At 70.2% G+C, this 26,054-nt stretch carries 20 protein-coding genes; 6 read left to right on the forward strand and 14 right to left on the reverse strand.

The features are described 5' to 3' along the window. Nucleotides 1–419: 419 nt before the first annotated feature. The 8 genes from fabF to ACFOGJ_RS28560 form a co-directional block, all read right to left on the reverse strand. A complete protein-coding gene (gene fabF / locus ACFOGJ_RS28525; protein WP_379906691.1) occupies nt 420–1,685 on the reverse strand; it encodes a beta-ketoacyl-ACP synthase II in 1,266 nt (421 codons plus the stop codon). A 138-nt stretch (nt 1,686–1,823) separates the two neighbouring features. Beyond that, the gene (locus ACFOGJ_RS28530) at nt 1,824–4,730 is read right to left on the reverse strand and encodes an ATP-binding protein (protein ID WP_379906692.1); all 2,907 of its coding nucleotides are present in this window, start codon (nt 4,728–4,730) and stop codon (nt 1,824–1,826) included. Between the two features lie 101 nt (nt 4,731–4,831). Further along, complete coding sequence (locus ACFOGJ_RS28535; protein WP_379906693.1) at nt 4,832–5,764, reverse strand: isopenicillin N synthase family dioxygenase; 933 nt, start codon at nt 5,762–5,764, stop codon at nt 4,832–4,834. After that, nucleotides 5,761–6,495, reverse strand: coding sequence for an alpha/beta fold hydrolase (locus ACFOGJ_RS28540; protein WP_379906694.1), 735 nt, complete (start codon nt 6,493–6,495; stop codon nt 5,761–5,763). The genes ACFOGJ_RS28535 and ACFOGJ_RS28540 overlap by 4 nt, the downstream gene beginning before the upstream one ends. A 34-nt stretch (nt 6,496–6,529) precedes the next feature. Beyond that, complete coding sequence (locus ACFOGJ_RS28545) at nt 6,530–7,261, reverse strand: alpha/beta fold hydrolase (protein ID WP_379906695.1); 732 nt, start codon at nt 7,259–7,261, stop codon at nt 6,530–6,532. Between the two features lie 5 nt (nt 7,262–7,266). After that, nucleotides 7,267–7,962: an NnrU family protein gene (locus ACFOGJ_RS28550; RefSeq protein WP_379906696.1), complete on the reverse strand. Its 696-nt coding sequence runs from the start codon at nt 7,960–7,962 to the stop codon at nt 7,267–7,269. Next, entirely contained in the window at nt 7,959–9,890 is a 1,932-nt protein-coding gene (locus ACFOGJ_RS28555) for an SEL1-like repeat protein (RefSeq protein ID WP_379906697.1), read from the reverse strand. Before ACFOGJ_RS28555 ends, ACFOGJ_RS28550 begins: the two co-directional genes overlap by 4 nt. 112 nt (nt 9,891–10,002) lie before the next feature. Then, nucleotides 10,003–10,263 carry a hypothetical protein gene (locus tag ACFOGJ_RS28560; protein WP_379906698.1) on the reverse strand — a complete coding sequence of 87 codons (261 nt, stop codon included), beginning with the start codon at nt 10,261–10,263 and terminating at the stop codon, nt 10,003–10,005. 219 nt (nt 10,264–10,482) lie between these two features. Here ACFOGJ_RS28560 and ACFOGJ_RS28565 point away from each other — a divergent pair, with 219 nt between their 5' ends. Then, complete coding sequence (locus ACFOGJ_RS28565) at nt 10,483–12,219, forward strand: ABC transporter permease (protein WP_379906699.1); 1,737 nt, start codon at nt 10,483–10,485, stop codon at nt 12,217–12,219. 75 nt (nt 12,220–12,294) lie between these two features. On the opposite strand, the gene ACFOGJ_RS28570 is transcribed toward ACFOGJ_RS28565, so the two are convergent. The 6 genes from ACFOGJ_RS28570 to ACFOGJ_RS28595 form a co-directional block, all read right to left on the reverse strand. Next, the gene (locus ACFOGJ_RS28570; protein WP_379906700.1) at nt 12,295–13,341 is read right to left on the reverse strand and encodes a Fe(3+) ABC transporter substrate-binding protein; all 1,047 of its coding nucleotides are present in this window, start codon (nt 13,339–13,341) and stop codon (nt 12,295–12,297) included. Nucleotides 13,342–13,502: 161 nt separating this feature from the next. Further along, nucleotides 13,503–14,702, reverse strand: a complete 1,200-nt coding sequence (locus tag ACFOGJ_RS28575; protein WP_379906701.1) for an MFS transporter — start codon at nt 14,700–14,702, stop codon at nt 13,503–13,505. Nucleotides 14,703–14,783: 81 nt separating this feature from the next. Further along, complete coding sequence (locus ACFOGJ_RS28580) at nt 14,784–15,482, reverse strand: ABC-type transport auxiliary lipoprotein family protein (protein ID WP_379906702.1); 699 nt, start codon at nt 15,480–15,482, stop codon at nt 14,784–14,786. A gap of 89 nt (nt 15,483–15,571) precedes the next feature. Continuing rightward, a complete protein-coding gene (locus tag ACFOGJ_RS28585; protein ID WP_379906703.1) occupies nt 15,572–16,546 on the reverse strand; it encodes an MlaD family protein in 975 nt (324 codons plus the stop codon). Between the two features lie 12 nt (nt 16,547–16,558). Further along, nucleotides 16,559–17,332, reverse strand: a complete 774-nt coding sequence (locus tag ACFOGJ_RS28590) for an ABC transporter ATP-binding protein (RefSeq protein ID WP_379906704.1) — start codon at nt 17,330–17,332, stop codon at nt 16,559–16,561. Nucleotides 17,333–17,696: 364 nt separating this feature from the next. Further along, nucleotides 17,697–18,836 carry an MlaE family lipid ABC transporter permease subunit gene (locus ACFOGJ_RS28595; protein WP_379906705.1) on the reverse strand — a complete coding sequence of 380 codons (1,140 nt, stop codon included), beginning with the start codon at nt 18,834–18,836 and terminating at the stop codon, nt 17,697–17,699. A 230-nt stretch (nt 18,837–19,066) separates the two neighbouring features. On the opposite strand from ACFOGJ_RS28595, the gene ACFOGJ_RS28600 reads away from it, so the two are divergent. From ACFOGJ_RS28600 to ACFOGJ_RS28620, 5 genes are all read left to right on the forward strand, one after another. Next, a complete protein-coding gene (locus ACFOGJ_RS28600; protein ID WP_379906706.1) occupies nt 19,067–19,858 on the forward strand; it encodes a hydroxypyruvate isomerase family protein in 792 nt (263 codons plus the stop codon). 28 nt (nt 19,859–19,886) lie between these two features. After that, on the forward strand, nt 19,887–20,348 hold the full coding sequence (locus ACFOGJ_RS28605; RefSeq protein ID WP_379906707.1) for a c-type cytochrome: 462 nt from the start codon (nt 19,887–19,889) through the stop codon (nt 20,346–20,348). Nucleotides 20,349–20,470: 122 nt separating this feature from the next. Next, a complete protein-coding gene (locus tag ACFOGJ_RS28610) occupies nt 20,471–21,718 on the forward strand; it encodes an HD domain-containing phosphohydrolase (protein ID WP_379906709.1) in 1,248 nt (415 codons plus the stop codon). A gap of 36 nt (nt 21,719–21,754) precedes the next feature. Then, the gene (locus ACFOGJ_RS28615; RefSeq protein WP_379906710.1) at nt 21,755–23,980 is read left to right on the forward strand and encodes a CHASE2 domain-containing protein; all 2,226 of its coding nucleotides are present in this window, start codon (nt 21,755–21,757) and stop codon (nt 23,978–23,980) included. 248 nt (nt 23,981–24,228) lie between these two features. Then, on the forward strand, nt 24,229–26,010 hold the full coding sequence (locus ACFOGJ_RS28620; RefSeq protein WP_379906711.1) for a putative bifunctional diguanylate cyclase/phosphodiesterase: 1,782 nt from the start codon (nt 24,229–24,231) through the stop codon (nt 26,008–26,010). Nucleotides 26,011–26,054 lie beyond the last annotated feature (44 nt).

A 26,054-nucleotide genomic window follows, 5' to 3' on the forward strand; every position in this document is an offset into this window, starting at 1 on the left:
CTTGACCATGGAATGACGACCTTGGAGGGACCTCGCCCCTGGCTCGAGACCGAAATCGGACAGGGACGCCGCGCAGCTTCGCCGTTTTGCCACGATCCTCGGCTCGGGGGCCTACGCGATTCACATATCTCATCTCTTCGACGCGCCTCCCTGCTGCCGTCGCCCTCGGGCTTGACCCGAGGGGCATGACGGGACAGGGACGCTGCGCAACTTCGCCGTCTTGCCACGATCCTCGGCTCGGGGGCCGAGGATGACGGCAAAAAGGTAGGACCGCAGGGCTGATCTGGCCCCGCCGGCGAAATGTGTGAATGCCGTAGGCTCGGGGGCCGAGGATGACGGCAGCCGGAGGTGATGCGTCGAAGAACAGCGTGAATGCCAGGGGGCCCTGACCCGGCCCCCCTTCCGCCAATCTCCCGCCGTCAGACCGCCCGGAACGCCAGGGTGGCGTTCACGCCGCCGAAGCCGAAGCCGTTGCACAGGGCGGCCGCCACCTGCTTCTCGCGAGCGGTGTTCGGCACGAAGTCCAGATCCTCCATCCCGTCATCGGCCGCGCCGAAGTTCAGGGTCGGCGGCAGCACGCCGCGCATCACCGACAGGGCGGTGAACACCGCCTCCACGCCGCCGGCCGCGCCCAGCAGATGGCCGATCGCCGACTTGGTGGAGGAAATCGGCACGTCACGCAGCCGGTTGCCGAAGATGCTGGAGAGCGCCGCGATCTCGCCCCGGTCGCCGACCGGGGTGGAGGTGGCGTGCGCGTTCACATATTCGATCGCCTCCGGCGCCATGCCGGCCATCGCCAGGCAGGTCTTCACCGCCCGCGCAGCACCGGAGCCGTCCTCCGGGCCCGCGGTGATGTGATAGGCATCGGTGCTGGTGCCATAGCCGGCGAGCTCCACCAGGGGCCGCGCGCCGCGCGCCACGGCATGCTCGGCGGTCTCCAACACCACCATGCCGGCGCCCTCGCCCATCACGAAGCCGTCCCGGTCCCGGTCGAACGGCCGCGACGCCGTCTCCGGCGCGCCGTTGTTCTGCGACAGCGCCCGCGCCGCGGCGAAGCCGGCGATCGCCAGCGGGTCGATGCAGGCTTCCGCGCCGCCGGCCAGGACCACGTCCGCCTCCCCGGTCAGCAGCAGGCGCATGCCGTCGCCGATCGCCTGCAGGCCGGCCGCACAGGCGGTGACCGGACAGCCCATCGGCCCCTTGAAGCCATAGCGGATGGCGGCATTGCCGGCCGCCAGGTTGGCCAGGAAGGAGGGCACGACGAACGGCGACAGGCGCCGCGGGCCGCGGGTGTCCAGGACGGTCTTGGCCTCCGTGATGACCGGAAAGCCGCCGATGCCGGTGGCGATCACAGTGCCGGTGCGGTCGCGCTCCGCCTCGTTCTGCGGCTGCCAGCCGGACTGCCGCAGCGCCTCGTCGGCCGCTGCCAGCGCATAGACGATGAACAGGTCCATCTTCTTGCGCTCCTTCACGGCGATCACCGCGTCAAGGTCGAGCCCCGCCGGATCGTCGGCAATCCGCGGCACCTGGCCGGCAATCTGCGCCGGGAGCTCGGACGGGTCGAACCGGTCGATCCGGCCGATTCCCGAGCGGCCGGCGATCAGGCGCTCCCACACCGCGTCGATGCCGCAGCCCAGCGGCGTGACGAGCCCCATTCCGGTGATCACGATGCGCTTCTCGGTCATGCAGTCCTCTTCAAGCAGCAGGAGATGGCCCATGCCGTTCCGAAAACTGTCACGGAACGGCCTGCGGCTGTGCCCTATAGCCCGGATTTGCCCGCCGGTCAGCAGCGCCCCCCGTCGGCGGGCCGTCAGCCTGCCCCTTCAACCCGCCAGGGAATCGGAGCGACGCTCGCGCAGGGCCCTGTCGATCGCGGCCAGCAGGAGGCCGATATCCAGCGGCTTGGTCAGGTATTCGAAGAATCCCGAGGCGAGACCCCGTTCCACGTCGGCCGGCATCGCCGCCGAGGTCAGCGCGATCACCGGGATCACGGCAGTGGCCGGATCCTCCTGCAGGCGCTGTAGCACCGCATAGCCGTCCATCGCCGGCAGATGAAGGTCCAGGACGATCACGTCCGGGCCATGCGCCCTTGCCAGCTCCAGGCCGGTGGCGCCGTCCTGGGTGGAGAGCATCCGGCATGCAGGCAGGGTCGCCATGATCTGCTGGATGAGCCCCAGATTGACCGGATTGTCCTCGACGCAGAGCAGCGAGAAGCCGCCGGCGAGCGCCCGGCTGCCGCGGCGCGGCTGCGGCATCCCGGCGGCGATTTCCGCCGCTGCAGGGCTGGCCAGTACCGGGATCTCGAACCAGAACAGGCTGCCGCCGCCGGGTCGCGCCTGATAGCCGATGCGGCCGTCCATCATCTCCACCAGCCGCCGGCTCAGGGCGAGGCCGATGCCGCAGCCCTCCACCGCCGAGAACTCCGCCCCCAGGCGCTGGAACGGGGTGAACAGCTGCGCGGCCTTTTCCGGCGCGACGCCGATGCCGGTGTCGCGGACGGTGATCCGCACCCGGTACTCGTCCGGCATGCTGGCGGCCAGGCCGACCGAGCCGCCCGGCCGGTTGTACTTGATGGCGTTCGACATCAGGTTGATCAGCACCTGGCTCAGCCGCTGCCGGTCGCCCGCAAGATCCGGCAGGCTGACGGCCGGCAGGGGCTCGATCACGACCCCCTGCCGCTGCGCGTCCTGCTGGACCGTCGCGACCGCATCGGCGAACAGGTCCGGCACGGCGACCGAACCCTCCGTCAGGGCCAGGCGGCCGGCCTCGATCCCGGCCAGGTCGAGCACATCATCCACGAGGCGCAGCAGGTGGCCGCCGCTGCGCACGACGATGCCGCAATATTCCTTCTGGCGTTCCGTCAGGGTGCCGGGCTGGTCCAGTTCCAGCATCTGGCCGAAGCCGATGATGGCGTTCAGCGGCGTCCGCAGCTCGTGGCTCATGCTGGCCAGGAAGTCGGATTTCGCGCGGTTCGCCGCCTCGGCCGCGTCGCGGGCTTCCCGCAGGGCCGCGCGCGACGCCTCCCGCTCGGTGACGTCGAAGCACAGCATGATCACGCCGCCATCCGCGGTCGGCCGTTCGATCACCTCGGTGACACCGCCTGGAAAGCGTATCAGGGTGGTATGCCCCGAGCCGCGATGCCGCTGCAGCCGCCAGGCGATCCAACCCTCCGGATCGTCGGCAGCGTCCAGAAGTTCGCCCGCGTCAATGCCGCGGCGCAGGATATCCTCCATCCGGTCGCCCAGGCGGGCCATGCTGCCCATCGATCCTGTTGTCCGGGCCGCGCTCCGGTTGCGGAAGGCCAGCCGGCCGTCATGGTCGAACAGGATGAAGTCGCCGGGAATAGCGTCGACGGCCTCCTGCAGCTGGATCTCGGCACGCCGCATGGCCGTGATGTCGCGGCCCGAGCCGCGATAGCCGAGGAACGTGCCGTCCTCGTCGAAGACCGGCCGGGCGGCGACCATCAGCCAGTGCTTGCGGCCGTCGATCGTGCGGGCATAGCAGAACCTCTTGAATGGCTGCCGCGCCTTCAGGGTGGCGAGATGTTCGGCCATCGCCTGCGGCGACACGTTGCCGGGATCGATCAGGTCGATCGGGTTCCGCCCCAATGCCCGGTCGTCCGGGTCGATCCCGGCCCCCGCATGGCGGGACACCCAGGTGAGCCGGTGATCCCGGTCCGTTTCCCAGAACCAGTCGCCGGAGGCTGCCGCAAAGTCCTGGAAGCGCGCCTCGCTGCCCTTCAGGTCCCTGGCAAGCTGCTCCCTGCGCCGCATCTGTCTGCTCAGGTAACCCGCCCCGGCGCCGAAGACGAGGATCACCAGCCCGGTGCGGACCGCCCCGTCCCTCAACGCGCCGTGAAAGCCGGCCAGCGCTTCGTCGCGGCGCCGGGCAAGCGTCACCACCAGGTCGCTGCCCGGCACGGTGGCAAAGCCGATGATCCGGGGCTGCTGGTCGCCCAGGCCGAAGGCATGGAAGCTGCCGTCCGGCGCTGAGGCCAGGACCTCGGTGACGAACGGCCGGCCAGCCAGCGAGGTGCCGATCAGACCATCGTCCGCCGGCCGCCGCAGCAGGATGGTGCCGTCGCCCCGGAACAGGGTTTCGACATCGCTGTCGCCGCGTGCCACGCTGCCATAGACCCGCGCGAAATAGGCCGGGTCGATGTCGCCCACCAGGAGGCCTTCGAACCTGCCGGCCGGATTGATGGCGGGCAGGAAGGCGGCAAGCTGCCAGCCGGCGGCGCCGTCCAGGGCGACCGGAGAGGCAATGCCGAGGATGGGCAGTTCGGCACGTCCGGCGGCCCGCCAGTCGCGTTCCGCCGCCTGCAGGGCGTCGCCGCCGATCAGCGCCAGAGGATCTGGCAGGTCTTCGCCGCCGCTCCACAGATAGCGGCCGTCCCGGTCCAGCCAGCCGATGGCGCGGAAGACCGGCGCGCCCTGCTGCAGGGTCGCCACATGGCGGGCAACCTCCGCTTCGGACAGGTCGCGAAACCCGGCCTCCTGGCGCAGACGGCCGGCCGCCCAGAGGGTGCGGCGCACAGCCTCCAGGGTGCTGGCAGTATGTTCCGCAAGAACGGTCGCATCGTTGCTGACGGCGCGCTCGATCTCGGCAAGATGGTGGCGATAGTCATGCCACTTGTCATAGGCGAAGAAAATCAGCAGGACGGCGGAACCGGCCAGATAGGCAGCAAGGATCAGGGCGCCAGAGGAAAGGGTCCAGCCGGGCAGTCTCACGTTTTCTTCCGCGACGATGTGAAGCCACCTACTGGAATAGGCGATCGCGCCTTAAATTTCCCTTACGAGACTTCGTCCTACGCCGATCGGACGACCCGGGCTTACGGCATCGGGCTGTCATCGCCCCAGTAGGTGCGGTCGGAGAACCACTGGGTATAGGCGCCGTAGGTCACCGGCACAGCCGAGCCGTGACCGGGCATGCCGTCCAGCACGGTATCCGCGTCGGGCCCGTAGAACAGCGGGATCGACACCCGCTCCCGACCGGACCGGTTGCGCACGAAATGCTCGGTGGACAGCACCCGGCCGCCGCTCCAACGTTGCAGCGCATCGCCGGAATTGACCAGGAAGCTGCCCGGGAGATGCGGCGCCTCCGTCCAGTCGCGGCCCGCCGGCCGGATCCACAGGCCGGGCAGGTCGTTCTGCGGCAGGAAGGTCATGAAGCTGTTGTCGGTGTGCGGCGCAACACCGAAGCCCTCGCCATCGGCCGCGCGGGCGTCACCCGCAGGCTCGGCCGGATACCAGGCCAGGCGCATATGCATGTCCGCCGGCGCAAACCGCCCCGCCAGCCAGCCTGCGGGCAGGCCGAGCGCCTGCTCGTAAAGCGGCAGCAGGCGCTGCGCCAGCGCATCCACCGCGGCCATGTAGTCGAGCACCCGCTCCCGGAAGCCGGGCAGGCCCTCCGGCCAGTGGTTCAGCCCCTCCTCCTCCCGCTTGCAGAGGAAGGCGGCCACCCGGTTCGCCTGCCCCCCGTCATAGAGCGCGGTGGTGCGGGTGGTGCCGCTGCCGACGCCGACATAGCCGGTGATCTGCCGGGTCACCGGCAGCGACGCCTTCGCCGCCTCGGGCAGGGCATGGAAGCGCCGGCATTCCGCGAAGGTCGCCTCGACGATCGACCAGTCGATGCCGTGGCCGGTGACGAAGTGGAAGCCGACCTTCTCCAGCGCATGCCGCAGGGCTGCGGCAAGCGCCGGCGCCGCGCCGCCGCGCCAGTCCGCCAGGTCCAGGACCGGGATCTCGGCGCGGCCGCCGCTCATGCCCCGCCTTCGGCGCGGGCGATCTCGTCGATGCAAGCGGCCAGGCGCTGTGGCATCGAAAGAAAGGGCGAATGGTCGCTGTCCAGGGTGAAGACCCGCCTGCAGGGGGTCGCCGCCTGCATGTCGCGCTGATCGTCGATCGGGATCGCCTTGTCCTGCAGGCATTCGATGTAGTAGCGCGGCACCCGGCCGTAGCGTTCCGCGCTGCACCGCATCGGCACCGTCGAGGGCGCCATCGCCTGCGGCCGCAGCCGCGCGACGGCGGCCTCCGCATCGGCCGGGTCGCAGCCGCCGTAGAAGATCTCCACCAGCGCTTCCGGCCGGATCGTGGAGGTCAGGCCGTCGTCCGACATCACCCGGTTCTGCGAGATCAGGGTCGGCGGCTTGCCCGCCCGCCAGTCCAGCAGGCTCTGCCCCTCCGGCAGCAGCTGCGCGGTCAGGTAGACAAGCGCCCGCAGCCGGTCAGGCACCGCCTCCGCCACCGGCGTGATGGTCAGGCCGGCCAGGGAATGCCCGACCAGGACGACGGGCTGCTGCTGCGCCTCGATCACCGCGACGACGGCCTCGACATAGCGGTCCAGGGTCACCTCTGCCGCCGGCGTCGGGTCGCGGCCGCTGCCGGGCAGGTCGGGCGCGACGGTGCGGTGCCCGGCCTGCTCCAGAAGAGGCTGCAGCTTCTCCCAGCACCAGCCGCCATGCCAGGCGCCATGGACCAGTACGCAGACCGCCATCTTGTCTCCTCCCTCGTCGGTATCGTGCCCCGGATCAGTCGGTCGCCGCCGCGATGCGTACCAGGCACTCGGCCAGCGCCGGTGCCTGCGAGAGCATCGGCGAATGCGCGGCGTCCAGGCTGAAGGTCGCGGTGCCCGGTGCCGCCCCCACCATGCGCCGCTGCTCCTCCGGTGTGATGGTCACGTCCCGGTCGCAGTAAAGGTACCAGCGCGGCAGCCGTCCCCAGCGCGCCGCGCTCACCCGCACCGGGGTCTCGTAGAGGCGCATCGCCTGGGGACCCAGGCGGGCGGCCGCCGCCCGGCCTTCCTCCGGCGTGCAATCGCCGTAGAAGCAGTCCAGCGCCGCGTCCGGCGGCATGGTCGAGGTACCGTCCGCCGCCATCACCCGTGCCCGCGCGGGCGGGTTGGGGGGACGTCCGGCGCGCCAGGCGACGGCGGACATGCCGTCGGGCAGCATCACGGCGGTCACATAGACCAGGGCGGCCAGCCGATCGGGCACCGCCTCGCCGACCGCCGAGAGGGTCAGGCCGCCCAGCGAATGGCCGACCAGGATCACCGGCTGGCCGGCCGGCACCCGGTCCAGCATCTCGATCGTGCGCCGCGCATAGCCCTCCTGGTCGGCCTCCGCCGCCGGCGCAGGGTCGTCGCCGCTGCCCGGCAGGTCGAAGGCCAGGGCGGCATGGCCGGCGCCTTCCAGCAGCGGGACCAGCTTCTGCCAGCACCAGGCGCCGTGCCAGGAACCGTGGATCAGAAGGAAGCAGGCCAAGCCGGTCAGCCGCCCATCGTCAGGCCCGGGATTGCCGGCATGCCGAACAGCTCGCCGTGCACATGGATGATCGCAAGATAGAGGATCACCGCCGCGAGCGGCCGCCACCAGCCGATCTCCCGCCAGCTGACGGTCTGGCGCCCGCCCGCCGCGGCGGCGAAGGGCAGGATCGAGGTCTGCGCGACGAAGGCCTCGTAGCGCGCCCCCATGCTGCGGCGGCGCTTGCGGTCGATGGAGAACATGCCGTTCACCGACACCACCAGGAAGCTGCCGAAAAACAGCAGGGAGGCCAGGTCGCCATTGGCCAGCAGATGCCCCAGCGCCCAGAGGCCGAAGGCCCAGAGCATCGGATGGCGCGTGATGCGGGTGATGCCGAAGACCGGCAGCGGCGCACTGCCGGCCGCCGGCGGGCCGGCAGAGGTCGGATTCTTCTGCGTCACCGACGGCACGAAGAACAGCAGCGCGAAGGGCATCAGCACCAGCGGCGCATAGCCCAGCAGGGTGCCCGGCGGCCAGAGCTCGAGATAGGACGCCGCCGCCCAGGCGAAGATCAGCCCGGCCAGGCCGATCGCGCTGAGCACCGAGAACAGGCCGGCGAAGCCGGTCTCGCCGATGCGGCCGGCAATCGCCGGGCGCAGCGGCCCGGCGACCAGAAAGTGGATGCCGAGCCAGTAGATGGTCGCCACGATCAGCCAGGTCATTGCCTGTCCTCCCCCTCCTGCCGGCGGGCGGCGTCCATCTCCGCCCGCAGGTCCCGGTAGCGCTGCGCCGCCCGCTCCTGCACCGCCGCTGGCATGGCCTGCTCCAGCAGCTGGCGGTTGCGACCGGCCTGCAGCATCCCCTCGACCTCCGCCATGCGCCACCAGGCCCAGGCCTCCGCGGCATCCGCCGGAACGCCCTGACCGGTGCGATGCAGGTCGCCCAGATTGAACATCGCCTGCACCTGTCCCGCCAGCGCGGCCTGCCGGTAGAGCTGCGCCGCCCGCGTCTTGTCCACCGCCATGCCCATGCCGGCATCGTGGAAGCTGGCCAGGGCGAAAAGCGCATCCCGGTTGCCGGCCGCCGCCGCCCGTTCGTACCAGCGCGCGGCCTCCGCCAGGTCGGGCGGCCCGGTCACGCCATTGGCGGCAAAGATCGCCAGATTCATCATCGCATAGACATTGCCCTGCGCGGCAGCGGCGCGGTGCCAGCGGGCCGCCGCCTGGCGGTCCTGCGGCAGGTAGCGGCCATCCGCCAGCCAGACGGCAAGGCGGAACTGGCTGTCCTCGTAGCCGTCTTCCGCCGCGGCCCGCAGCAGGTCGGCTGCCGCCGCCGGGTCCGGCGGCGCCCCCCTGCCTTCCGCCAGCATCAGGGCCAGCCCATGGCGGGCGTCGTTCTGGCCCTGCGCCGCCGCGCGCCGCAGCCAGTCCACCGCCGCCGCCGGATCGGCCGGACGGTCCCGCCCGTCGCGCAGCGAGAGGCCGTAATTGGCCTGGCCGTTGGCGTCGCCGGCCTCCGCCGCGATGCGGAAATGACGCACTGCCGCCGCGCGGTCGGCCGGCCCGCCGCGGCCATGCAGCAGCAGGACGCCGAGATTGTTGTGGGCACCGGGATCGCCCAGCTCCGCGGCGCGGCGGTACAGGGCGCGCGCAGCGGCGAGGTCGGGTTCCATGCCATGGCCCTGCGCATGCATGACCGCCAGATTGTAGATCGCCGGCGCATAGTCCTGGCGGGCGGCGGCCTCGTACAGGCTGCGGGCCTGCGCCGGATCCTCGGCCACGCCGACGCCGTATTCGTGCATGTAGCCCAGGTTGGTCATCGCCTCTACCGCGCCCAGTGTCGCCGCGCGGCGATACCAGTGCAGCGCGGCCGCCGGGTCGACCGCCACGCCGTCGCCGAACTGGAAGGCCCGTCCCAGATCGTTCATCGCCCGCCGGTCGCCGCCATCGGCGGCGCGACGGAACAGGCGCACTGCCGCCGCCGGATCCGCCGGCTGGCCTTCGCCGTCGCGCAGCATCTCCGCCAGCTCGGTATCGGCGGCAGGACTGCCCAGCGCGCGGGCGGTGTCGAACCAGCGCCGTGCCTCTGCAGGATCGACCGGCACGCCGTCGCCATGGCGATAGATCCGCCCCAGCATCACCGCCGCATTGGCGATGCCCGCCTCCGCCGCAACGATCAGGTCGGCGCGGGCGCGCGCCGGGTCCGCAGGCAGGCCATGCCCCAGCAGCCGCAGGACGGACAGGTTCGCCAGGGCGACCAGGTCGCCGGCTTCCGCGGCCTGCCGGAACAGCTCGGCCGCCGCGGCAAGGTCGCGCGGCCCGCCCTGCCCCAGGGCCTGCATCACCCCCAGGGAGGTCAGCGCCGGGGCCACGCCGCCATCGGCCGCGGCACGGAACCAGCGCGCCGCGGCGGCGAAGTCCGCCGGCCGGTCGGCCGCGCCGACATGCAGCGCCAGGCCCAGCCTGTACTGCGCCATGGCATCGCCGGCCTCGGCCGCCCGGCGCAGCGGGGCCAGCCGTTCCGTGCTGTCCGGCGGCGGGGCCGAGTGCGGGCCGCCCTGCAGCATGTCCTGCAGGCCGGGTCGTGCCGCCGCCAGGGCCGCATCGACCGGCACCGCCAGCAGCAGGGGGAGCAGCAGGCCGCCAGCCATCAGGAGGACGGTCCGTCGGGTACGGGCCGACAGGGGAATGACCGATGCAGGAAAGGCAGGTCGGACGTACGTCATCACGGGGCAACGATCCCGGCTGGCTGGGCGGAAAAGGTCAACGGGCGAGGTCGATGGCGGCGCGTCCGGCAGGTGTCAGCCGGCAGACCAGCCAGTCCGGCTTGATCGGGTTGTCGAACCAGGGTTCCGCCCATCCGGCCGCCATGCAGCCGCGGATCACCCGTGCGTCGATGCGCTGCCCGTCCTCGTCGAACAGCGGCAGCTTGCCGCCGGCCTGGGCCAGGCCGCGGCGCAGGTAGCGGATCTGCGCGGGTGAGGGCCGCTGGTTCGTCGATCGCAGTAATGTCTTGTCCTGCACGGCCGTCCAGCCCCTGCTCCGCCACCCTGTCAAAGGTATCGGAGAAGCGCCGCTTCGGGAAGCGCACCCGCGTCCCGTCCCGGTGCCGTTCCGCACTCCCGCCATCGCACCCTGCGGCAAGGCGCGGACTGGCAAAGCCGCCCGCCATGGCGTAAGGCTGGAGCCGTTACTGCTACTCATTGTCATCAGCAAGATTCGAGCGCCCCTCCCATCAGCGACATGACAGACCGGCTTCATCGCCTTGCACCGGAGGGTGCCGGCGCCGCCCCCCCGTCCGAGACGCTGACCGCGCCGCTGACGACTGTACCGCCGCGCCTGCGCCCGGCCGGCGGTCGCGTGCCCGCCAGCCTGCGTGCCGCCGGGCTGGCGATCGCGGTCCTGGTGGCGGTGCCGATCCTGGTCGTGGTTGCGGCCACCCTGTTCCCGGATTCCGGCACGCGGGCGCATATCGTCGAGGTGCTGCTGCCCCGCTATGTCACCAACACGGTGCTGCTGGTGCTGGCGGTGGGCATCCTGGCAGGGGGCCTGGGCATCGGCGGTGCCTGGCTGACCACGATGTGCCGCTTTCCCGGCCAGCGCTTCTTCGTCTGGGCGCTGGTGCTGCCCTTCGCGGTGCCCGGCTACCTGATGGCCTATACCTATACTGACCTGCTGGAGAGCTACGGCCCGGTCCAGGCCGCGCTGCGGGACGCCACCGGGCTGCGCTTCGGGGAGTACTGGTTCCCCGGCATCCGCACCCTGGAAGGCGCGGCGGTGATGCTGGGCTTCGTGCTCTACCCTTACGTCTACCTGTCCACCCGCGCCGGCCTGCTGGCCCAGTCCGGCACCATGCTGGACGTGGCGCGGGCGCTGGGGGCCGGGCCCTGGCGGCTGTTCGGCAAGGTGGCGCTGCCGGTGCTGCGGCCGGCGATCGTCGCCGGGCTGGCCCTGGCGCTGATGGAGACCCTGGCCGATTTCGGCACCGTCTCCTATTTCGGCGTGCAGACCTTCACCACCGGCATCTACCGGGCCTGGTTCTCCTATGGCGAGCCGGTGGTGGCCGCGCAGCTGTCGACGGCATTGCTGTCCGCGGTGATCCTGGTGCTGCTGCTGGAGCGGCTCAGCCGCGGGCGCCGGCATTTCGCCGCCGGCGCGAGGCGGCAGACGCCGCTGCCCTGCTACCGGCTGCACGGCCTGCGCGCCGCGGCCGCGATCATCGCCTGCCTCCTGCCGCTGGCGATCGGCTTCGTCATCCCGGCGGCGCGGCTGCTCTACCTGTCGGTCATGGACGGCGATGCGCAGTTCGGCAGGCGCTACCTGGAACTGGTCGGCAATTCGCTGCTGCTGGGGGCGGTCGCCGCGCCGCTTGCCGTGGCGGCCGCGGTCGTGGTCGCGGCGCTCGCCCGGATGCACAGCAGCCGCACCACCCGCGCCGCGGCCGGCATGGCAGGCCTGGGCTATGCGATCCCGGGGTCGGTGATCGCCGTCGGCATCCTGCTGCCCTTCGCCGCCATCGACCGCGGGCTCAACGCCCTGGCCACCGGCCTGCTGGACTGGCAGCCCGGGCTGGTCCTGACCGGCGGCATCGCCGGCCTTGTGGCGGCCTACCTGGTCCGCTTCCTGGCAGCCGCGCAGCACAGCCTGGCGGGCGGTTTCGGCCGCCTCTCGCCATCGGTCGACGCGGCGGCACGGACCCTCGGCGTGCGGCCCTGGGGGGTGATCCGCCGCATCCACCTGCCGCTGCTGCGGCCGGCGCTGCTGGCCGGCCTGCTGATCGTCTTCGTCGACGTGATCAAGGAACTGCCGGCCACCCTGATCCTGCGCCCGTTCAACTTCGATACCCTGGCGATCCAGGCCTACAACCTGGCCTCCGACGAACGGCTGGGGGAAGCCTCCACCGCCGCCCTGACGATCGTCGCCGTCGGCCTGCTGCCGGTCATCCTGCTGACCCGCAGCATGGCCCGCAGCGAGGATTGAGCAAGGCAGGCACGAAAAAAGGGCCGCGCGGCGGCTGCCACGCGACCCTTCGTTCCGTCGGGTGACGGTGCCGGGCTATTTCCAGCCGGCCTCGTCGTAGGTCATCTGCGCCTCGGACTGGCGCTCGCCCAGGACCCGGACGTTCAGGTCATCGGCCTTGAAGGTGCCGATCGAGGCCAGCGCCTCATTGCCGGCGGTGCCGCCATCGGCGGTGTACTCGTTGTTGCCGCGGGCGAAATAGCCCTGCGCCTCGGGGCTGGACAGGTATTCCAGGAACTTCACCGCCGCCGCCTTGTTCGGGGCGTTCGCGGCGACGCCCGCGGCGGAAATGTTCACATGGGTGCCGCGGCCGTCCTGGTTCGGGAAGATCACGCCGACCCGCTCGGTCACCGCCTTGTCGGCGGGATCGTCGGAGGTCAGCAGACGCACATAGTAGTAGGTGTTGCCCAGCGACAGGCCGCATTCGCCGGAGGCGATGGACTTGATCTGCGCGGTGTCGTTGCCGGTCGGCGGCCGCGCCATGTTGGCGACCACCTTCTCCGCCCATTCCTTGGCCTTCTCGGGCCCGTGACGCTCGATCATCGAGGCCATCAGGGAGAGCTGGTACATGTTGCTGGAGGACCGGATGCAGACCAGCCCCTTGGCCTCCGGCCGGGCCAGATCCTCGTAGGTCTGGAACAGCTCCGGATCGACCCGGTCCTTGTCGTAGTAGATCACCCGCGCCCGGCGGGAGAAGCCGTACCACTGGCCGTTGGGGTCACGCAGGGCTGCCGGGATCCGTTCGTTCAGGACGGCGGACTCCACGGGCTGCAGCAGGCCGGCCTCCTCCGCCCGCCAGATCCGGCCGGCATCGACCGTGATGAAGACGTCGGCCGGGCTTGCCGCCCCTTCCGCCTGCATGCGGGCCATCAGCTTGTCGGCATCGTCCTCGATCCGGTTGATCTTGATGCCGGTCTGCTCGGTGAACCCGTTGTAGAGCGCCTCGTCGGTCTGGTAGTGGCGCGACGAGTAGATGTTGAGTTCCTTGGCGTCGTCCGCCAGGGCCTGGCCCGCGACGGCGATCGCCGCCGCAAGGCCGCAGGTGGCGATCGCCCGCCCGGCGATGCGTCCGCTCAGATTCATGACTCCCCTCCCAAGAAAGCCGCGTGAAAGACAGGGCACGTGCTCGGCTGGACACGCGCTTGGCCAGCCAATCGACCATAGGCTCTTTGCGCATGCAAGTGACTTTGAGTTGCAGAAAGAGGAGGGACCCCGCCGCTCCGGCGGTTCTCACGCCGAGTTGATCAGCGCCCCGCCGCGGGATCCAGGCCGCGCCGGATGACGCCATAGGCGAAGAAGGCCAGCAGCACCGCGCCGGTCATCGCGGCAGAGACCAGCAGCGGCGTGCCCAGGCTGCCGGTGACGTCGGCCGACCAGCCCGCCACCGGCGGCAGCAGGGCGGCACCCAGGTAGAACCAGCTCCAGTACAGGCCCATCCCGACCCCCAGCAGCGACGGCGGTACCGCCGTGGGCGCGAGCGACATGATGGTGCCGGCCGGCAGCGCGCCGGCGATCCCGACCACCGCGAACAACGCGCCGACCGCGACCGGCTCGAAACCGACCAGGCCCAGCGGCAGTGCCGCCAGGGCCAGGCCCTGCACCGGGATGCAGAGCGAGACCAGCAGGCGCGGCGGCACCTTCTGGGCCACCAGGCCGCCCAGCGGCATGCCGACGATGGCCACCCAGGTGTTGATGCCCACCAGCGCGGCGGCCAGCTCCGGCGCCAGGCCCTGCCGGGCCAGGAAGACAGGTGCCATCGCCACCATGATGACGAACGCGCCGAAATGCATGGTGATGCACAGGCCGGCCATGGAGACGGCGGCCGACTGGCGCAGGCTGAGGCCGAAGCTGAGCCGCAGGCGCCAGGTCGCCCGCACCCCGCCCGGCGGCCGGTAGGCGGCGGCGCAGAGAAAGCCGATCGCGGCGATGATGGCGGCAACCCAGAACACGGCCCGCCAGCCGAAGGCGTCCGCCATCGCCACCTGGGTCACCTGGCCGGTCGCCACGCCGACCGCGAAGCCGTTGCCGAACAGGGCCACCGCCAGGATCAGGATGCGGCCGGAAAAGCGGTCGGCCACCATCTTGGTGCCGATCACGGTCACCAGGACCGCGCCGACCCCGTTGGCGAGCCGGCCGATCACGGCGGTATCGAAGTCGGCGGAGGAGGCCACCACCGCGCAGCCGGCGGCCATGCAGGCCAGGCCAGCGAGCAGCAGGCGATGGTCGCCCACCGCCTGCCCCAGGAAGCCGCCGGGCAGCGCCAGCACGATGCCCGGCAGCAGGAACAGCCCGACCAGGGTGCCGATCTGGGCGTAGTCGACCTGGAACTCCTCGACCAGGAAAGGTGTCACGGACCCGACCGCCTGCAGCTGGAAGCCCATCGCGATGCGACCGACCAGCAACAGGATCAGGAAGGCCCAGCGGCTGCCCAGTAGCTCCTGCACCTCAGCGCCTGTGCCTCAGGTCCTGCACGTCATCCCTGCGCTGGGAAGGCCGGCGACCCGCCGGCAGGCATCGGCCGGCGTTCAGCCGGGCCGGCATCCATTGCTGCCGCCAGAATGCATGGCATCCGGTACGTCGCGCAGCGACCGGAACGGGCCGCGGCCCGCGATCTCGCGCAGGGACCATTGGACGGCATCCTTCATCACGTCGCCCAGCGCCACGTCGAACGCGCGGATCACATCCTCGATGGCGGCGCTGTCGGCGCGCACGCAGGATTCGAAGTTGCGGGAATCGAAGATCTGCTCCTCCGGCTGTTCGATCAGCTTGGCGTTGAACTGCACCAGGATGTACGGGACCGTCGCTTCCCGGCCGTCGGTCTCATAATACTGGGCCTGGAATTCCCGCAGGTCGCCGCGCAGGACGAAATCCGGCCGCAGGCCCAGCGCCTGCCGGCCGACGGAGATGATCTTGCCGGTATTCTCGAAGCTCTCCAGCAGCAGGGTCTGCACCATCAGCGGCGCACGCTCCGTCCAGCGCGCGCCCGCGTAATAGTCGAGCTGCAGGGGCTTCGGCTTGACCGCGATCCGGGTGGTGTTCAGGCCGCCCGCCGTCTCCGGCTGCTCGACCACCAGCTGGGCGCGCTCGCCGATCGTCGGCAGGTCGGCACTGAAGCTGCTCTTCGGACTGAGGGAATAGACCTGGGGCGGCGGCCCGCCGATGATCGAGCCGCAGGCACCGAGGCCGACCCCGACCAGCGCAAGCGACGCCAGGCGGAGCAGCACCCTGCCGCCCCGTCGCAGGCCCGCCGGCCGGTTCCGTCCGGGTCCTGCCCCCCGTTCCCGTCGCGCTTCTGCCCGCCATGCCATCATGCCTACTCTCCCGGCCGGAAACCGTTGTCGGAGATGCCGAACAGGATGTTGCCCGGCGCATCCTCCAGCTGCTCCGCCACGCGATTGATGTTGTCGACCATGCGTCGCGACTCGTTGATCAGGTTGCGCAGGTCCGGCAGCCCGCGTTCGGTGAAGACGTTGATCGACTCCTTGTTCTCCGCCACCACCGCGTTCAGCTGCCCGGCCAGCTGGTCCAGCTCGGCCATCGTCTTGCGGGCATCCCGCAGCATCGGCCGGATGTCCTGCTTCATCGCGACATCGGCGTTCGCGGCAATGCTGTCGAGCCGTGCGAAGGTGGTGCGCGCTTCCGCCAGGGTTGCCTTCGTGTCCTCGCTGATCGCCCCCAGATTGGCCGCGAAGGTGTCGATCTGGCCGGAATTCCGCGCCATCGCGTCGGTCACCGTCCGGATGTTCGCGACGATCTTGCGGAAATCGTCGCGGGTCTGGTCGTCCAGCATCTTGGAGGCATTGCCCAGCAGGTCCGAGGCGTTGCGCACCAGATGCGGCGCACCGGAGAAGACCTCCGCGATGAACGATTTCCGGGCGGTAATCGTCGGCAGGCTGGCGGTGATGGAGCCGGCGCCGGGAACCCGCTGCGCCTCCGGCGTGCCGCCGGACAGCTGCACGAAGGAAACCCCGGTGATGCCCTGCAGCTCAAGGCTGGCCACCGAATCCTTGCGGACCGGGGTGGACGGATCGACGCCGATGATAACCGTCACCAGGTCGGGATTCTGCGCGTTCAGCTTGATCGCCTGGACGGTGCCGACCTGGATGCCGTTGAACCGGACATCGCCGCCGACCGTCAGGCCGGCGACCGATTCCGTGAACTGGATCTCGTAGTAGACCTGCTTCTGATCGATCCGCAGCTGCGCCAGCCAGATGATGAAGAAGAAGGCCGCGACGACGAGGATGATGACGAAACTGCCGATCAGGAGATGGTTGGCACGGGTCTCCATGGGCAACCCTCCTCAGGCTGTAGGCGCCGCCGGCGGCGGCGTGCCGCTGCGCGCGGCGATATCGTGCATCGCCGCCCGGGCGCGGGGACCGTGGAAATACTCCCTGATCCAGGGATGGTCCTGTTCCATCATGTCCTCCATCGTGCCGGTCACCAGCACGCGCTTCTCGGCCAGCACCGCGATCCTGTCGCAGATCGCATGGAGCGAATCCAGGTCGTGGGTGACCATGAAGACGGTCAGCCCCAGGTTTTCCTGCAACTGCTTGATCAGGCTGTCGTAGGCAGCGGCCCCGATCGGGTCAAGGCCGGCGGTCGGCTCGTCCAGGAAGACGATCTCCGGGTCCATCGCCAGGGCCCGCGCCAGCGCGGCGCGCTTGCGCATGCCGCCGGAAAGCTCGGACGGGAACTTGGCGCCGGCCTCCGGCGCCAGGCCGACCATCGAGATCTTCATCGCCGCGATCTCGTCCATCAGCCGCTGCGGCAGCCGCAGATGCTCCCGCAGGGGCACCTCGACATTCTGCGCCACGGTCAGCGACGAGAACAGCGCGCCATCCTGGAAGGCCACGCCCCAGCGTGCCTCCAGCTTTCGCCGCTGCGCCACCGGCAGCGACAGCACATCCTGCCCGAACACCTCGATGCGGCCCGCCTGCGGCCGGTTCAGACCGACGATGGTCCGCAGCAGCACCGACTTGCCGGTGCCGGAGCCGCCGACCACCCCCAGGACCTCGCCCCGGTAGAGGTCCAGGTTCAGGTCGTCATGCACCACCTGGCTGCCGAAGCGGTTCACCAGATTGCGGACGCGGATGACGACATCCCCCCGCGCGGGCGCCTCCCTGTCGTCATCCCGCCCGGCCGCATCACCCCTGGCCGGGTCCTGCCGGAGAATCGGCTCCGCTTCGGCCCGCGACGCCCGGGCCTGGCCGGAGGCAAAGGCGCCCGGCTGTCCGGCGCCGGGCGGCAGACCTGCACCGGGCGGCGGCAGCCAGTCTCCGCCTGCCGAAGCCGGGCCCGATGGAGGCGCCCCGGCCGGCGCCGGCCCGGCAGGTGCGGCCGTCGCGACGCCGGCGGGCCGGCCCTGGAGCCCGGCGAGCGGCGGCACACCGGGCAGCGGCAGGTCACCCGCCGGCGGCGGGCTGCGCGTGTCGCGGGGCTCAGACACCGATGATTCCGAAGAAGATGGAGAAGGCCGCGTCGATGACGATCACCAGGAAGATCGCCTTCACCACCGCGACGGTGGTGCGCCGGCCCACGCTTTCGGCATTGCGCTCTACCCGCATGCCCTCGAAGCAGCCGACGACCGCGATCACGACGGCGAAGACCGGTGCCTTCACCAGGCCGGTGAACACCGTCCAGAAGTCCGCCGTCGACTGCAGCCGGTCCAGGAAGATCCGCGGCGAGATGTCGAGCGACAGCCAGGCCATCAGGCCGCCGCCCAGCAGGCCCATGATGTCCGCGATGAAGGCCAGGATCGGCATGCCGATCACCAGCGCCAGAAGCCGCGGCAGGACCAGGACCTCCAGCGGGTCCAGCCCCAGGGTCCGCATCGCGTCGACTTCCTCGTTGACGTTCATCGAGCCGATCTGCGCGGTGAAGGCGCTGCCCGACCGGCCGGCCACGACGATCGCGGTCAGCAGGATCGCGATCTCCCGCAGGACCGAGATCGCGATCAGGTCGACGACGAAGATCTGCGCGCCGAATTTCAGCAGCTGCTGCGATCCCTGATAGGCCAGCACCACACCGATCAGGAACGAGATCAGCGAGATGATGGGGACCGCGTTCAGCGTGGTCTGCTCGATATTGTGGATCAGGGAGGTCCAGCGGATCCGCCAGGGCCGCAGCAGCGACAGGATCACCGCTTCCGTCACCGCGCCGACGAAGGCGATGAGGCTGCGCGCGTCGCGCCCCGTCGAGATCGTGGCGCGGCCGACCCGGCCCACAATGTGGAGCAGCGGGTTCTCCCAGTTCGGCTCGACCTCGCACTGCCGGTCGTTGCGGGCCGCCTGTTGCAGCATCTGCGCCACGCCGGGACTGGCATTGACCGCATCGACCGCGCCGCCGGCGGCATGCACGTCGCGAATCGTACGGTAGATCAGCCAGGCGCCCGCAGTGTCGACGCTGTGCAGCCGCTGCAGGTCCACCACCAGCCGCTGGCCGGCCTCGCGCTGCACCCTGCCCAGTTCCGCATCGATCCGCGCCGCGTCCTGGACCCGCCAGTCCCCGGACGGGGCCAGCACGGCAGTATCGCCATCGCGGGCGAAGCGCATGTACGGCGAAGCCTCGACCTCGGTCATCTGAACGCGCTGCCCTGCACCCCTAAGGTCCCTGCCCCCTGCCGCCGCACCGATATCCCGGCTGCCCGTTTGACGTCCCGCCACACGCCGCCACCCGCAGCGGACCGCGCTGTCGGTGGCTTGTTCCCGGGCGGCGTTCGGCGATAGCGTGTCGGACGACGCACAATAGGCAAAGCGCCGCGGGCAAACAATCGGCGCAATGTGCGAGGATCCCAGGGGGAGAAGGCGACATGCCGCGGCTCGCCGCGAATCTGAGCTTCCTGTTTCCCGACGCGCCCTTCCTGGAGCGCGTCGACCGGGCGGCTGCCGCCGGCTTTCGCGGCGTGGAATCGATGTACCCGGAAGATGTGGCGCCGGCGGCCCTGACGGCACGCCTGGCGGACAGCGGCATGCAATGGGTGCTGCTGAACACGCCTGCCGGGGATTTCGCGGCAGGGGAACGTGGCCTGGCCGCCCTGCCCGGCCAGGAGGGCCGCTTCCGCGAGGCGATGCGCGCCGCCCTCGACCTGGCCGGCGGATTGCAGGCCGGCCTGATCCACGTGATGGCCGGGATCCCGCCGGACGGCGCCGATCCGGCGGCCTGCCGGCACACCTTCTGCGAGAACCTGACCTGGGCGGCGGCGCAGGCCCGTCCCCGCGGCATCGTCCTGACCATAGAGCCGATCAACCGGCGGGACATGCCGGGCTATTTCCTCTGGCAGGTGGGCCAGGCGGTGCAGATCCTTGACGATCTGTCCCTGCCCAATGTCCGGCTGCAGTTCGACATCTATCATGCGCAGGTCGAGGGCGGCGACGTCGCCAGCCGCATGGCGGCGGCACTGCCGCATGTCGGCCATGTGCAGATCGCCAACCCACCCGGCCGCCACGGACCGGGCGATGGCGAACTGGACCTGCCCTGGCTGCTGCGGGAGCTGGACCGGCTGGGCTATGACGGCTGGGTCGGCTGCGAATACCGCCCGGCCGGCCCTACCGAGGGCGGCCTGGCCTGGGCCCGCCCCTTCGGCATCCACCCCGCCGGCTGACCGGCAAGACGCAGCGGAGGACCGCATCATGACCGACGCCCGACACCCCCGCCTGGCGCATCCGGACGCCCGGCGCCCGCGCCTGCTTCTTCCGGCCGCAGCGCTGGCCGCGGCCGCACTTCTTTCCGCCCTGGCAATGCCCCAGGGCGCGGCCCGCGCCGAAGACGACCAGGCGAAGCTGATGAAGGACGGCGCCCGGTCCTTCAACAAGTGCAAGGCATGCCACAACCTGGTCTCCGGGCCAAAGAGGATGGGGCCTGACCTGAAGGGGCTGTTCGGCCGCAAGGCCGGCACCTACGAGGGCTATGACAAGTATTCCGACGCGATGAAGGCAAGCGGCATCGTCTGGGACGACGAGACCCTGGCGGCCTATCTGGAAAACCCGAAGAAGGTCGTGCCGAAGGGCAGCATGGCGTTCGCGGGCATCAGGAAGGAAAGCGAGCTGACCGCGCTGCTCGCCTATCTGAAGGCCGAAACCGCGGCGCCATAGCGCCCGCCAGGCGGCACCGGGTGGCCGCCACCCGTCGACCCCGGCATCTTGTTTGCTTGTCTGGAATGACTACCCTGCCGGCGGGGGCCGGTGGGGTTCACCCAAGATGTCGAAGCGGGGCCATGAAAGCGTCGTCCAACACCGTCCTGGATTTCCTGAACTTCGTCGAGGGGCAGGGTCCGCAGCCGATGCCCCGGCTGATGGACAAGATCCTGCTGAAATGCCGCCTGCTGACCAACGCCGAGGCCGGCAGCATCTTCATCGTGCGCGGCCGCGGCCGGTCGCGCCGGCTGCAGGCGATGCGGGTGCAGAACGACCGGGTGCGGATCCGCGCCAAGGGCTTCGAGATCCCGCTCGACGCGCCGGCGATCGCCGCCTATGTCGGCGCCACGGGCAAGACCCTGCGGATTCCGGACGTCTACAAGATCCCGAAGAACCGGCCCTACCGGTTCAACCCGGCGAACGAACGCGCCGGCTATGTCACCCGGTCGGTGATGTGCTTCCCGCTGAAGAACTTCCGCAATGCCGTCACCGGCGTGGTGCAGCTGATCAACCGGCTGCCGGAAAAGGCCGCTCCGGACGCGGCGCCGATTCCGTTCGACACCGCGCAGGAGGAGCTGGTCCTGCCGGTCTCCCGGATCCTGGCGGACCTGGTGGAACGGGCCGACATGGCGGACCGCATCCGCGCCAAGAACCGGGAGCTGCAGGTGCGCAACCGGCAGCTGCAGGAGGGCCGTGCCCGCATCGCCGCCCTGCAGGCGGAGACCGAGGACGCCTTCATGCTGTCGATCAGCCTGCTGGCCCGCGCGGCGGAGATCCATGACGAGGAAACCGGCAACCATATCGTCCGGGTGAACGAATACAGCTACCACCTGGCCCGCATGGCCGGGCAGCCCGCGGAATGGTGCGACGAGATCCGCTATTCCGCGCAGCTGCACGATGTCGGCAAGATGAGCGTCGATGCCGCGATCCTGCGCAAGAAGGGGCCGCTGACCCCGGAGGAGCGGCACGAGATGAACAGCCATCCGGTCTATGGCCACCAGATCCTCGCCGCCGCGCCGCGCCTGGCGATGGCGGCGGAGATCGCGCAGGGCCATCACGAGAAATGGGCCGGCGGCGGCTATCCCAACGGGCTGCAGGGAGAGCAGATCCCGCTCTCCGCCCGCATCGTCGCGATGGCCGACATCTACGACGCCCTGCGTTCGGCACGCCCCTACAAGCCGGCCTTCAGCCACGAGAAGACCGTGGCGATCATGACCGAGGGCGATGACAGGCTGGACCCGCGCGAACATTTCGACCCGGCGCTGCTGGACCTGTTCCGCAACCACCACCAGGAATTCGATGAAATCTACCGCCGGCTTCACGACTGACCGGGCCTTCCCCGCCCGGGGGCGGGGAAGGCTGCGATGAGGCGCTGGCGCAGGCAGGTGCCCGTCGTGGTGCCGCTGATGGTGCTGGTGGCCATCCTGGCCTGGCGGGTGACGGATCCCGGCCGCGTGCTGGCCGACCTGCGGAACCAGGTCTTCGACTATTTCCAGCGCTTCGCGCCGCGGGCCTACGAGCCGCTGCCGGTGCGCATCGTCGACCTGGACGACGAGACCCTTGCCCGCTACGGCCAGTGGCCCTGGCCGCGTACACTGGTGGCGCAGCTGGTCGCCGACCTGACCAATGCCGGCGCGGCGGTGATCACGATGGACATCGTCTTCGCCGAGCCCGACCAGACCAGCCCGCGCAACATCGTCGAGGTCTGGAACCGGCTGTCCGACACCTCGAAGCTGCAGGAGAACCTGGCGGAGCTGCCGGACCATGACGATGTCCTGAAGGACATCGTGGCGCAGACGCCGGTCGTCACCGGTTTCGTCGCCACTGCCGAGAAGACCGCGCGCATGCCGGTCCAGAAAGGGAATTTCGCCATCGCCGGGGACGATCCGGCGGCCTTCATCCCCGGCTTCAACGGGGCGATCACGAATGTCGAGGGCCTCGCCGCCGCGGCCGCCGGCAATGGCAGCTTCAACCTGATCCCGGAACGGGACGGCATCATCCGGCGGGTGCCGCTGATCGTGCGGGTCGGCGACAAGCGCTACGGCACCCTGACCACGGAGGCGCTGCGGGTCGCGCAGGGCGCCTCCACCTCCATCGTGAAGGCGTCCGGCGCCAACCAGCAGGAGAATTTCGGCATCAATACCGGCATCACGGCGATACGGATCGGCCGGCTTGAGGTGCCGACCGACAGCCGGGGCCGCCTGTGGGTGCATTTCACCCGCAGCGAGCCGGCCCGCTTCCTGCCGGCCTGGCGTGTCCTGGACGGCGCATTCGACCCGGCGCTGCTGGAAGGCAATATCGTCCTGATCGGCACCAGCGCGGAGGGGCTGAAGGACCTGCGCACCTCCCCCGTCGATCCGGTCCTGCCGGGGGTGGAGGTGCATGCGATGGCGATCGAGCAGATCCTGCTGGAGCACTTCCTGGAACGGCCGGACTGGTTCGACGGGCTGGAATTCGTCTATGTCGTCGTGCTGTCGCTGCTGCTGATCTTCCTGATGCGCCGCCTGGGGGCGATGTGGTGCGCGGTGATCGGCGTGGCGGGCATCGCCCTGGCGGTGGGCGTCTCGATCTGGGGCTACGAGACGCAGCTTGTGCTGCTCGACCCGGTCACGCCGTCGGTCGCGGTGCTGCTGGTCTATCTCAGCTCCTCGCTGCTGAACTACCTGCAGAGCGAGGCGGAGCGGTCCCGGGTCCGCAATGCCTTCCGGCAGTACCTCTCCCCCGCGCTGGTGGAGCAGCTCGCCGACGACCCGAGCCGGCTGCGGCTGGGCGGCGAGATGCGGGACATGACCTTCCTGTTCTGCGACATCCGCGGCTTCACCACGATCTCCGAACAGTTCAAGAGCAATCCGCAGGGCCTGACCCGGCTGATCAACCGCTTCCTGACGCCGATGACCGACCTGATCCTGGAGAGCGGCGGCACCATCGACAAGTATATGGGCGACTGCATCATGGCGTTCTGGAACGCTCCGCTGGACGTGCCGGGCCATCCGGCCAAGGCCTGCGGCGCGGCGCTGGCCATGTTCGCCCGGCTGGACGAGTTGAACGCCGCACTGAAGGCGGAGGCGGAGGCGGCAGGGACGCCATTCGTGCCGCTGCGCATCGGCATCGGCCTGAACAGCGGCGAGGTGGTGGTCGGCAATATGGGCTCCGAACAGCGCTTCGACTATTCGGTGCTGGGCGATGCGGTGAACCTGGCGTCGCGGCTGGAGGGACAGTCAAAGACCTACGGCGTCAACGTCGTGATCGGCGACAACACGGCCGCCGGTGCCAGCGGCTTCGCGCTGCTGGAAATCGACCTCATCGCGGTCAAGGGCAAGACCGAAGCGGAACGGATCTTCGCGCTGCTCGGCGATGAGTCGCTGGCCGGGTCGGAGGGCTTCCGCAGCCTGGCCGCGAACCACGCCCAGATGCTGCACGCCTATCGCGCACAGGACTGGGACCGTGCCGAGAAAATGGCGGTAAATTGCCAGCGTCAGGCACCGGATCTGTCCGTCCTCTACGATCTATACCTGGAAAGAATCCGCGAATACCGGCAGACTCCACCGGGTCCCGATTGGGACGGGGTTTATCATGCAACAAGCAAATAGTTGCCATGCAACAAGCAAATAGTTGCGCCGACGGCGCCATGGCGCCCTGAGATGCGCCGCGAGATGCGGGATTCGAGACGGCCGGGTTCGACGCGCCGGGTGGGGGCGTCCGCAGGCCGGGACAGGATGGGCCGGGATACGATGGGCATGGGGATGATCGGCGACAGGGCTGCAGCGCCGTCACTTGCATTCGCCGCGCCGCGCCGCGCGCCGCCTGCCCCCCGCCCGGATTCCGAGCGGGGCTGTCGGTGCGTTTCCTGATCTGCCGCCTGCGCGGCACGGCATCGACGGAAATCCTCCGGGCGGCGCTTGGCGCCACCGGACTGCCGCTGGGCCTGGACGAGGTCGACGGCGTCGCCGCCGCGCGGCAGGAGATGGCCGAGCGCCAGCATGACGGCCTGCTGCTCTGGCCGCCGCTGAGCCATGGCGAGATCTGCGACCTGCTGGCGGAGTTCGACAGCCCGGTGCCGGCCCTGCCGATCATCTGCTTCGCCACCCAGACCGCGGCCGACGGGCTGCGGCGGGTGCTGGCAGCCGGTGCCGCCGACTGTCTGTCGGCAGAGGATCTCTCCCCCTCCGCGCTTCTGCGCGCGGTCTGCGGCGCCCGCCGCCAGGCGGAGATCGGCCGCCAGCTGGAACGGGCCGAGAGCCATCTTGCCGAGCAGACGATCTACGACCCGCTGACCCGGCTGCCCGACCGCAGCCAGTTCCTGATCGCCGTGCAGGAGGCATTGGGACATGCCAGCACCGAGGATCCGCTGGCGCTGCTGCTGCTGGACCTGATCGGCTTCAACAGGGTGAACCAGTCCCTGGGGCACGAAGCGGGCGACAAGCTGCTGGAACTGACCTCCGGCCGCCTGCGCGAGGTGCTGCAGGCGGGCGACCGGCTGGCACGGGTGGGGGACGACGAGTTCGGCATCCTGCTGCCGCCGGGGACCAGCCTCGCCCATGCGGTGACCGTCGCCAGCCAGATCGTCGAGCGGATGCAGGCCCCGTTCAAGATCGGCCGCAGCGAGTTCATGGTCGGTGTCGGCATCGGCATCGCCCACGCGCCGCATCACGGGCTGGAGGCGCATGGCCTGATGCGCAGCGCGGAGACCGCGATGCGGGCCGCCAAGCGGCAGAGCACCGGCTTCGCCATCTTCGAGGGCGACCCGGAAAGCGAGGAGAATGACGAGCTCGCGCTCAGCCATGACCTGCGGCGGGCCGTGGACGACGATTCGCTGGAGCTCAACTTCCAGCCCAAGATCGACCTGACGCACCGCCGGATCGAAGGGGTTGAATGCCTGCTGCGCTGGCGGCACCCGAAGCTCGGCATGATCTTTCCCGATCTGTTCATTCCGCTGGCGGAACAGACGGGCATGATTGCCGCCCTGACCGGCTGGGTGCTGGAATCCGCGCTGCGGCATTGCGCGAAATGGCAGAAGCAGGGCTGGGACCTGACCGTGTCGGTCAATATCTCCGCCCTGACCCTGCACAATCCCGGCTTTCCGCGCAGCGTGGAGAACAGCCTCGCGCGGCACCAGGTGGCGCCCGATCACCTGGTGCTGGAGATCACCGAGACGGCGATCATATCCGACGCCGCGCGCGCAACGGAGACCCTGAACCGGCTGGACCGGATGGGGGTCTGCATCGCGATCGACGATTTCGGCACGGGCTATACCTCGCTGGGCTATCTGCGGCGGCTGCCGATCAGCGAGCTGAAGATCGACAAGTCCTTCGTGATGAACATGCAGCGGGTGCCGGACGACGAGGTGATCACCCGCACGATGATCGAGCTGGCGCACAACCTCAGCCTCAAGGTCACCGCGGAGGGGGTCGAGGACGAGCCGACCCTGGAGCATCTGAGTCACCTGCGTTGCGATACGATCCAGGGATATTTCGTCAGCCGGCCGCTGGACGAGACCGCGTTCCTCGCCTGGCTGGACAGTTCTCCCTGGGCGGGGCGGCCGGCGCCGGTGGCCACGGAACAGCCCGTGCCGGCCCTGCAGCTGGACCAGCCGGAGCAGCCGCGCCTGCGGACACGATAGCGGTGGCCGGCCGAGGGCCTTCTCCCGGCAGGCGCTGCCAGATC

Source organism: Marinibaculum pumilum, assembly GCF_042646425.1.
GTDB classification, from domain to species: Bacteria; Pseudomonadota; Alphaproteobacteria; order Ferrovibrionales; family Ferrovibrionaceae; genus Marinibaculum; species Marinibaculum pumilum.

Excerpts from the sequence above, each read along its gene's own strand:
- ACFOGJ_RS28540 (WP_379906694.1), bottom strand. The coding sequence starts at position 6,495 with ATGGCGGTCTGCGTACTGGTCCATGGCGCCTGGCATGGCGGCTGGTGC.
- ACFOGJ_RS28585 (WP_379906703.1), bottom strand. The coding sequence starts at position 16,546 with ATGGAGACCCGTGCCAACCATCTCCTGATCGGCAGTTTCGTCATCATC.
- ACFOGJ_RS28570 (WP_379906700.1), bottom strand. The coding sequence starts at position 13,341 with ATGAATCTGAGCGGACGCATCGCCGGGCGGGCGATCGCCACCTGCGGC.
- ACFOGJ_RS28610 (WP_379906709.1), top strand. The coding sequence starts at position 20,471 with ATGAAAGCGTCGTCCAACACCGTCCTGGATTTCCTGAACTTCGTCGAG.
- ACFOGJ_RS28600 (WP_379906706.1), top strand. The coding sequence starts at position 19,067 with ATGCCGCGGCTCGCCGCGAATCTGAGCTTCCTGTTTCCCGACGCGCCC.
- ACFOGJ_RS28535 (WP_379906693.1), bottom strand. The coding sequence starts at position 5,764 with ATGAGCGGCGGCCGCGCCGAGATCCCGGTCCTGGACCTGGCGGACTGG.
- ACFOGJ_RS28595 (WP_379906705.1), bottom strand. The coding sequence starts at position 18,836 with ATGACCGAGGTCGAGGCTTCGCCGTACATGCGCTTCGCCCGCGATGGC.
- ACFOGJ_RS28565 (WP_379906699.1), top strand. The coding sequence starts at position 10,483 with ATGACAGACCGGCTTCATCGCCTTGCACCGGAGGGTGCCGGCGCCGCC.
- ACFOGJ_RS28615 (WP_379906710.1), top strand. The coding sequence starts at position 21,755 with ATGAGGCGCTGGCGCAGGCAGGTGCCCGTCGTGGTGCCGCTGATGGTG.
- ACFOGJ_RS28555 (WP_379906697.1), bottom strand. The coding sequence starts at position 9,890 with ATGGCTGGCGGCCTGCTGCTCCCCCTGCTGCTGGCGGTGCCGGTCGAT.
- ACFOGJ_RS28605 (WP_379906707.1), top strand. The coding sequence starts at position 19,887 with ATGACCGACGCCCGACACCCCCGCCTGGCGCATCCGGACGCCCGGCGC.
- fabF (WP_379906691.1), bottom strand. The coding sequence starts at position 1,685 with ATGACCGAGAAGCGCATCGTGATCACCGGAATGGGGCTCGTCACGCCG.
- ACFOGJ_RS28550 (WP_379906696.1), bottom strand. The coding sequence starts at position 7,962 with ATGACCTGGCTGATCGTGGCGACCATCTACTGGCTCGGCATCCACTTT.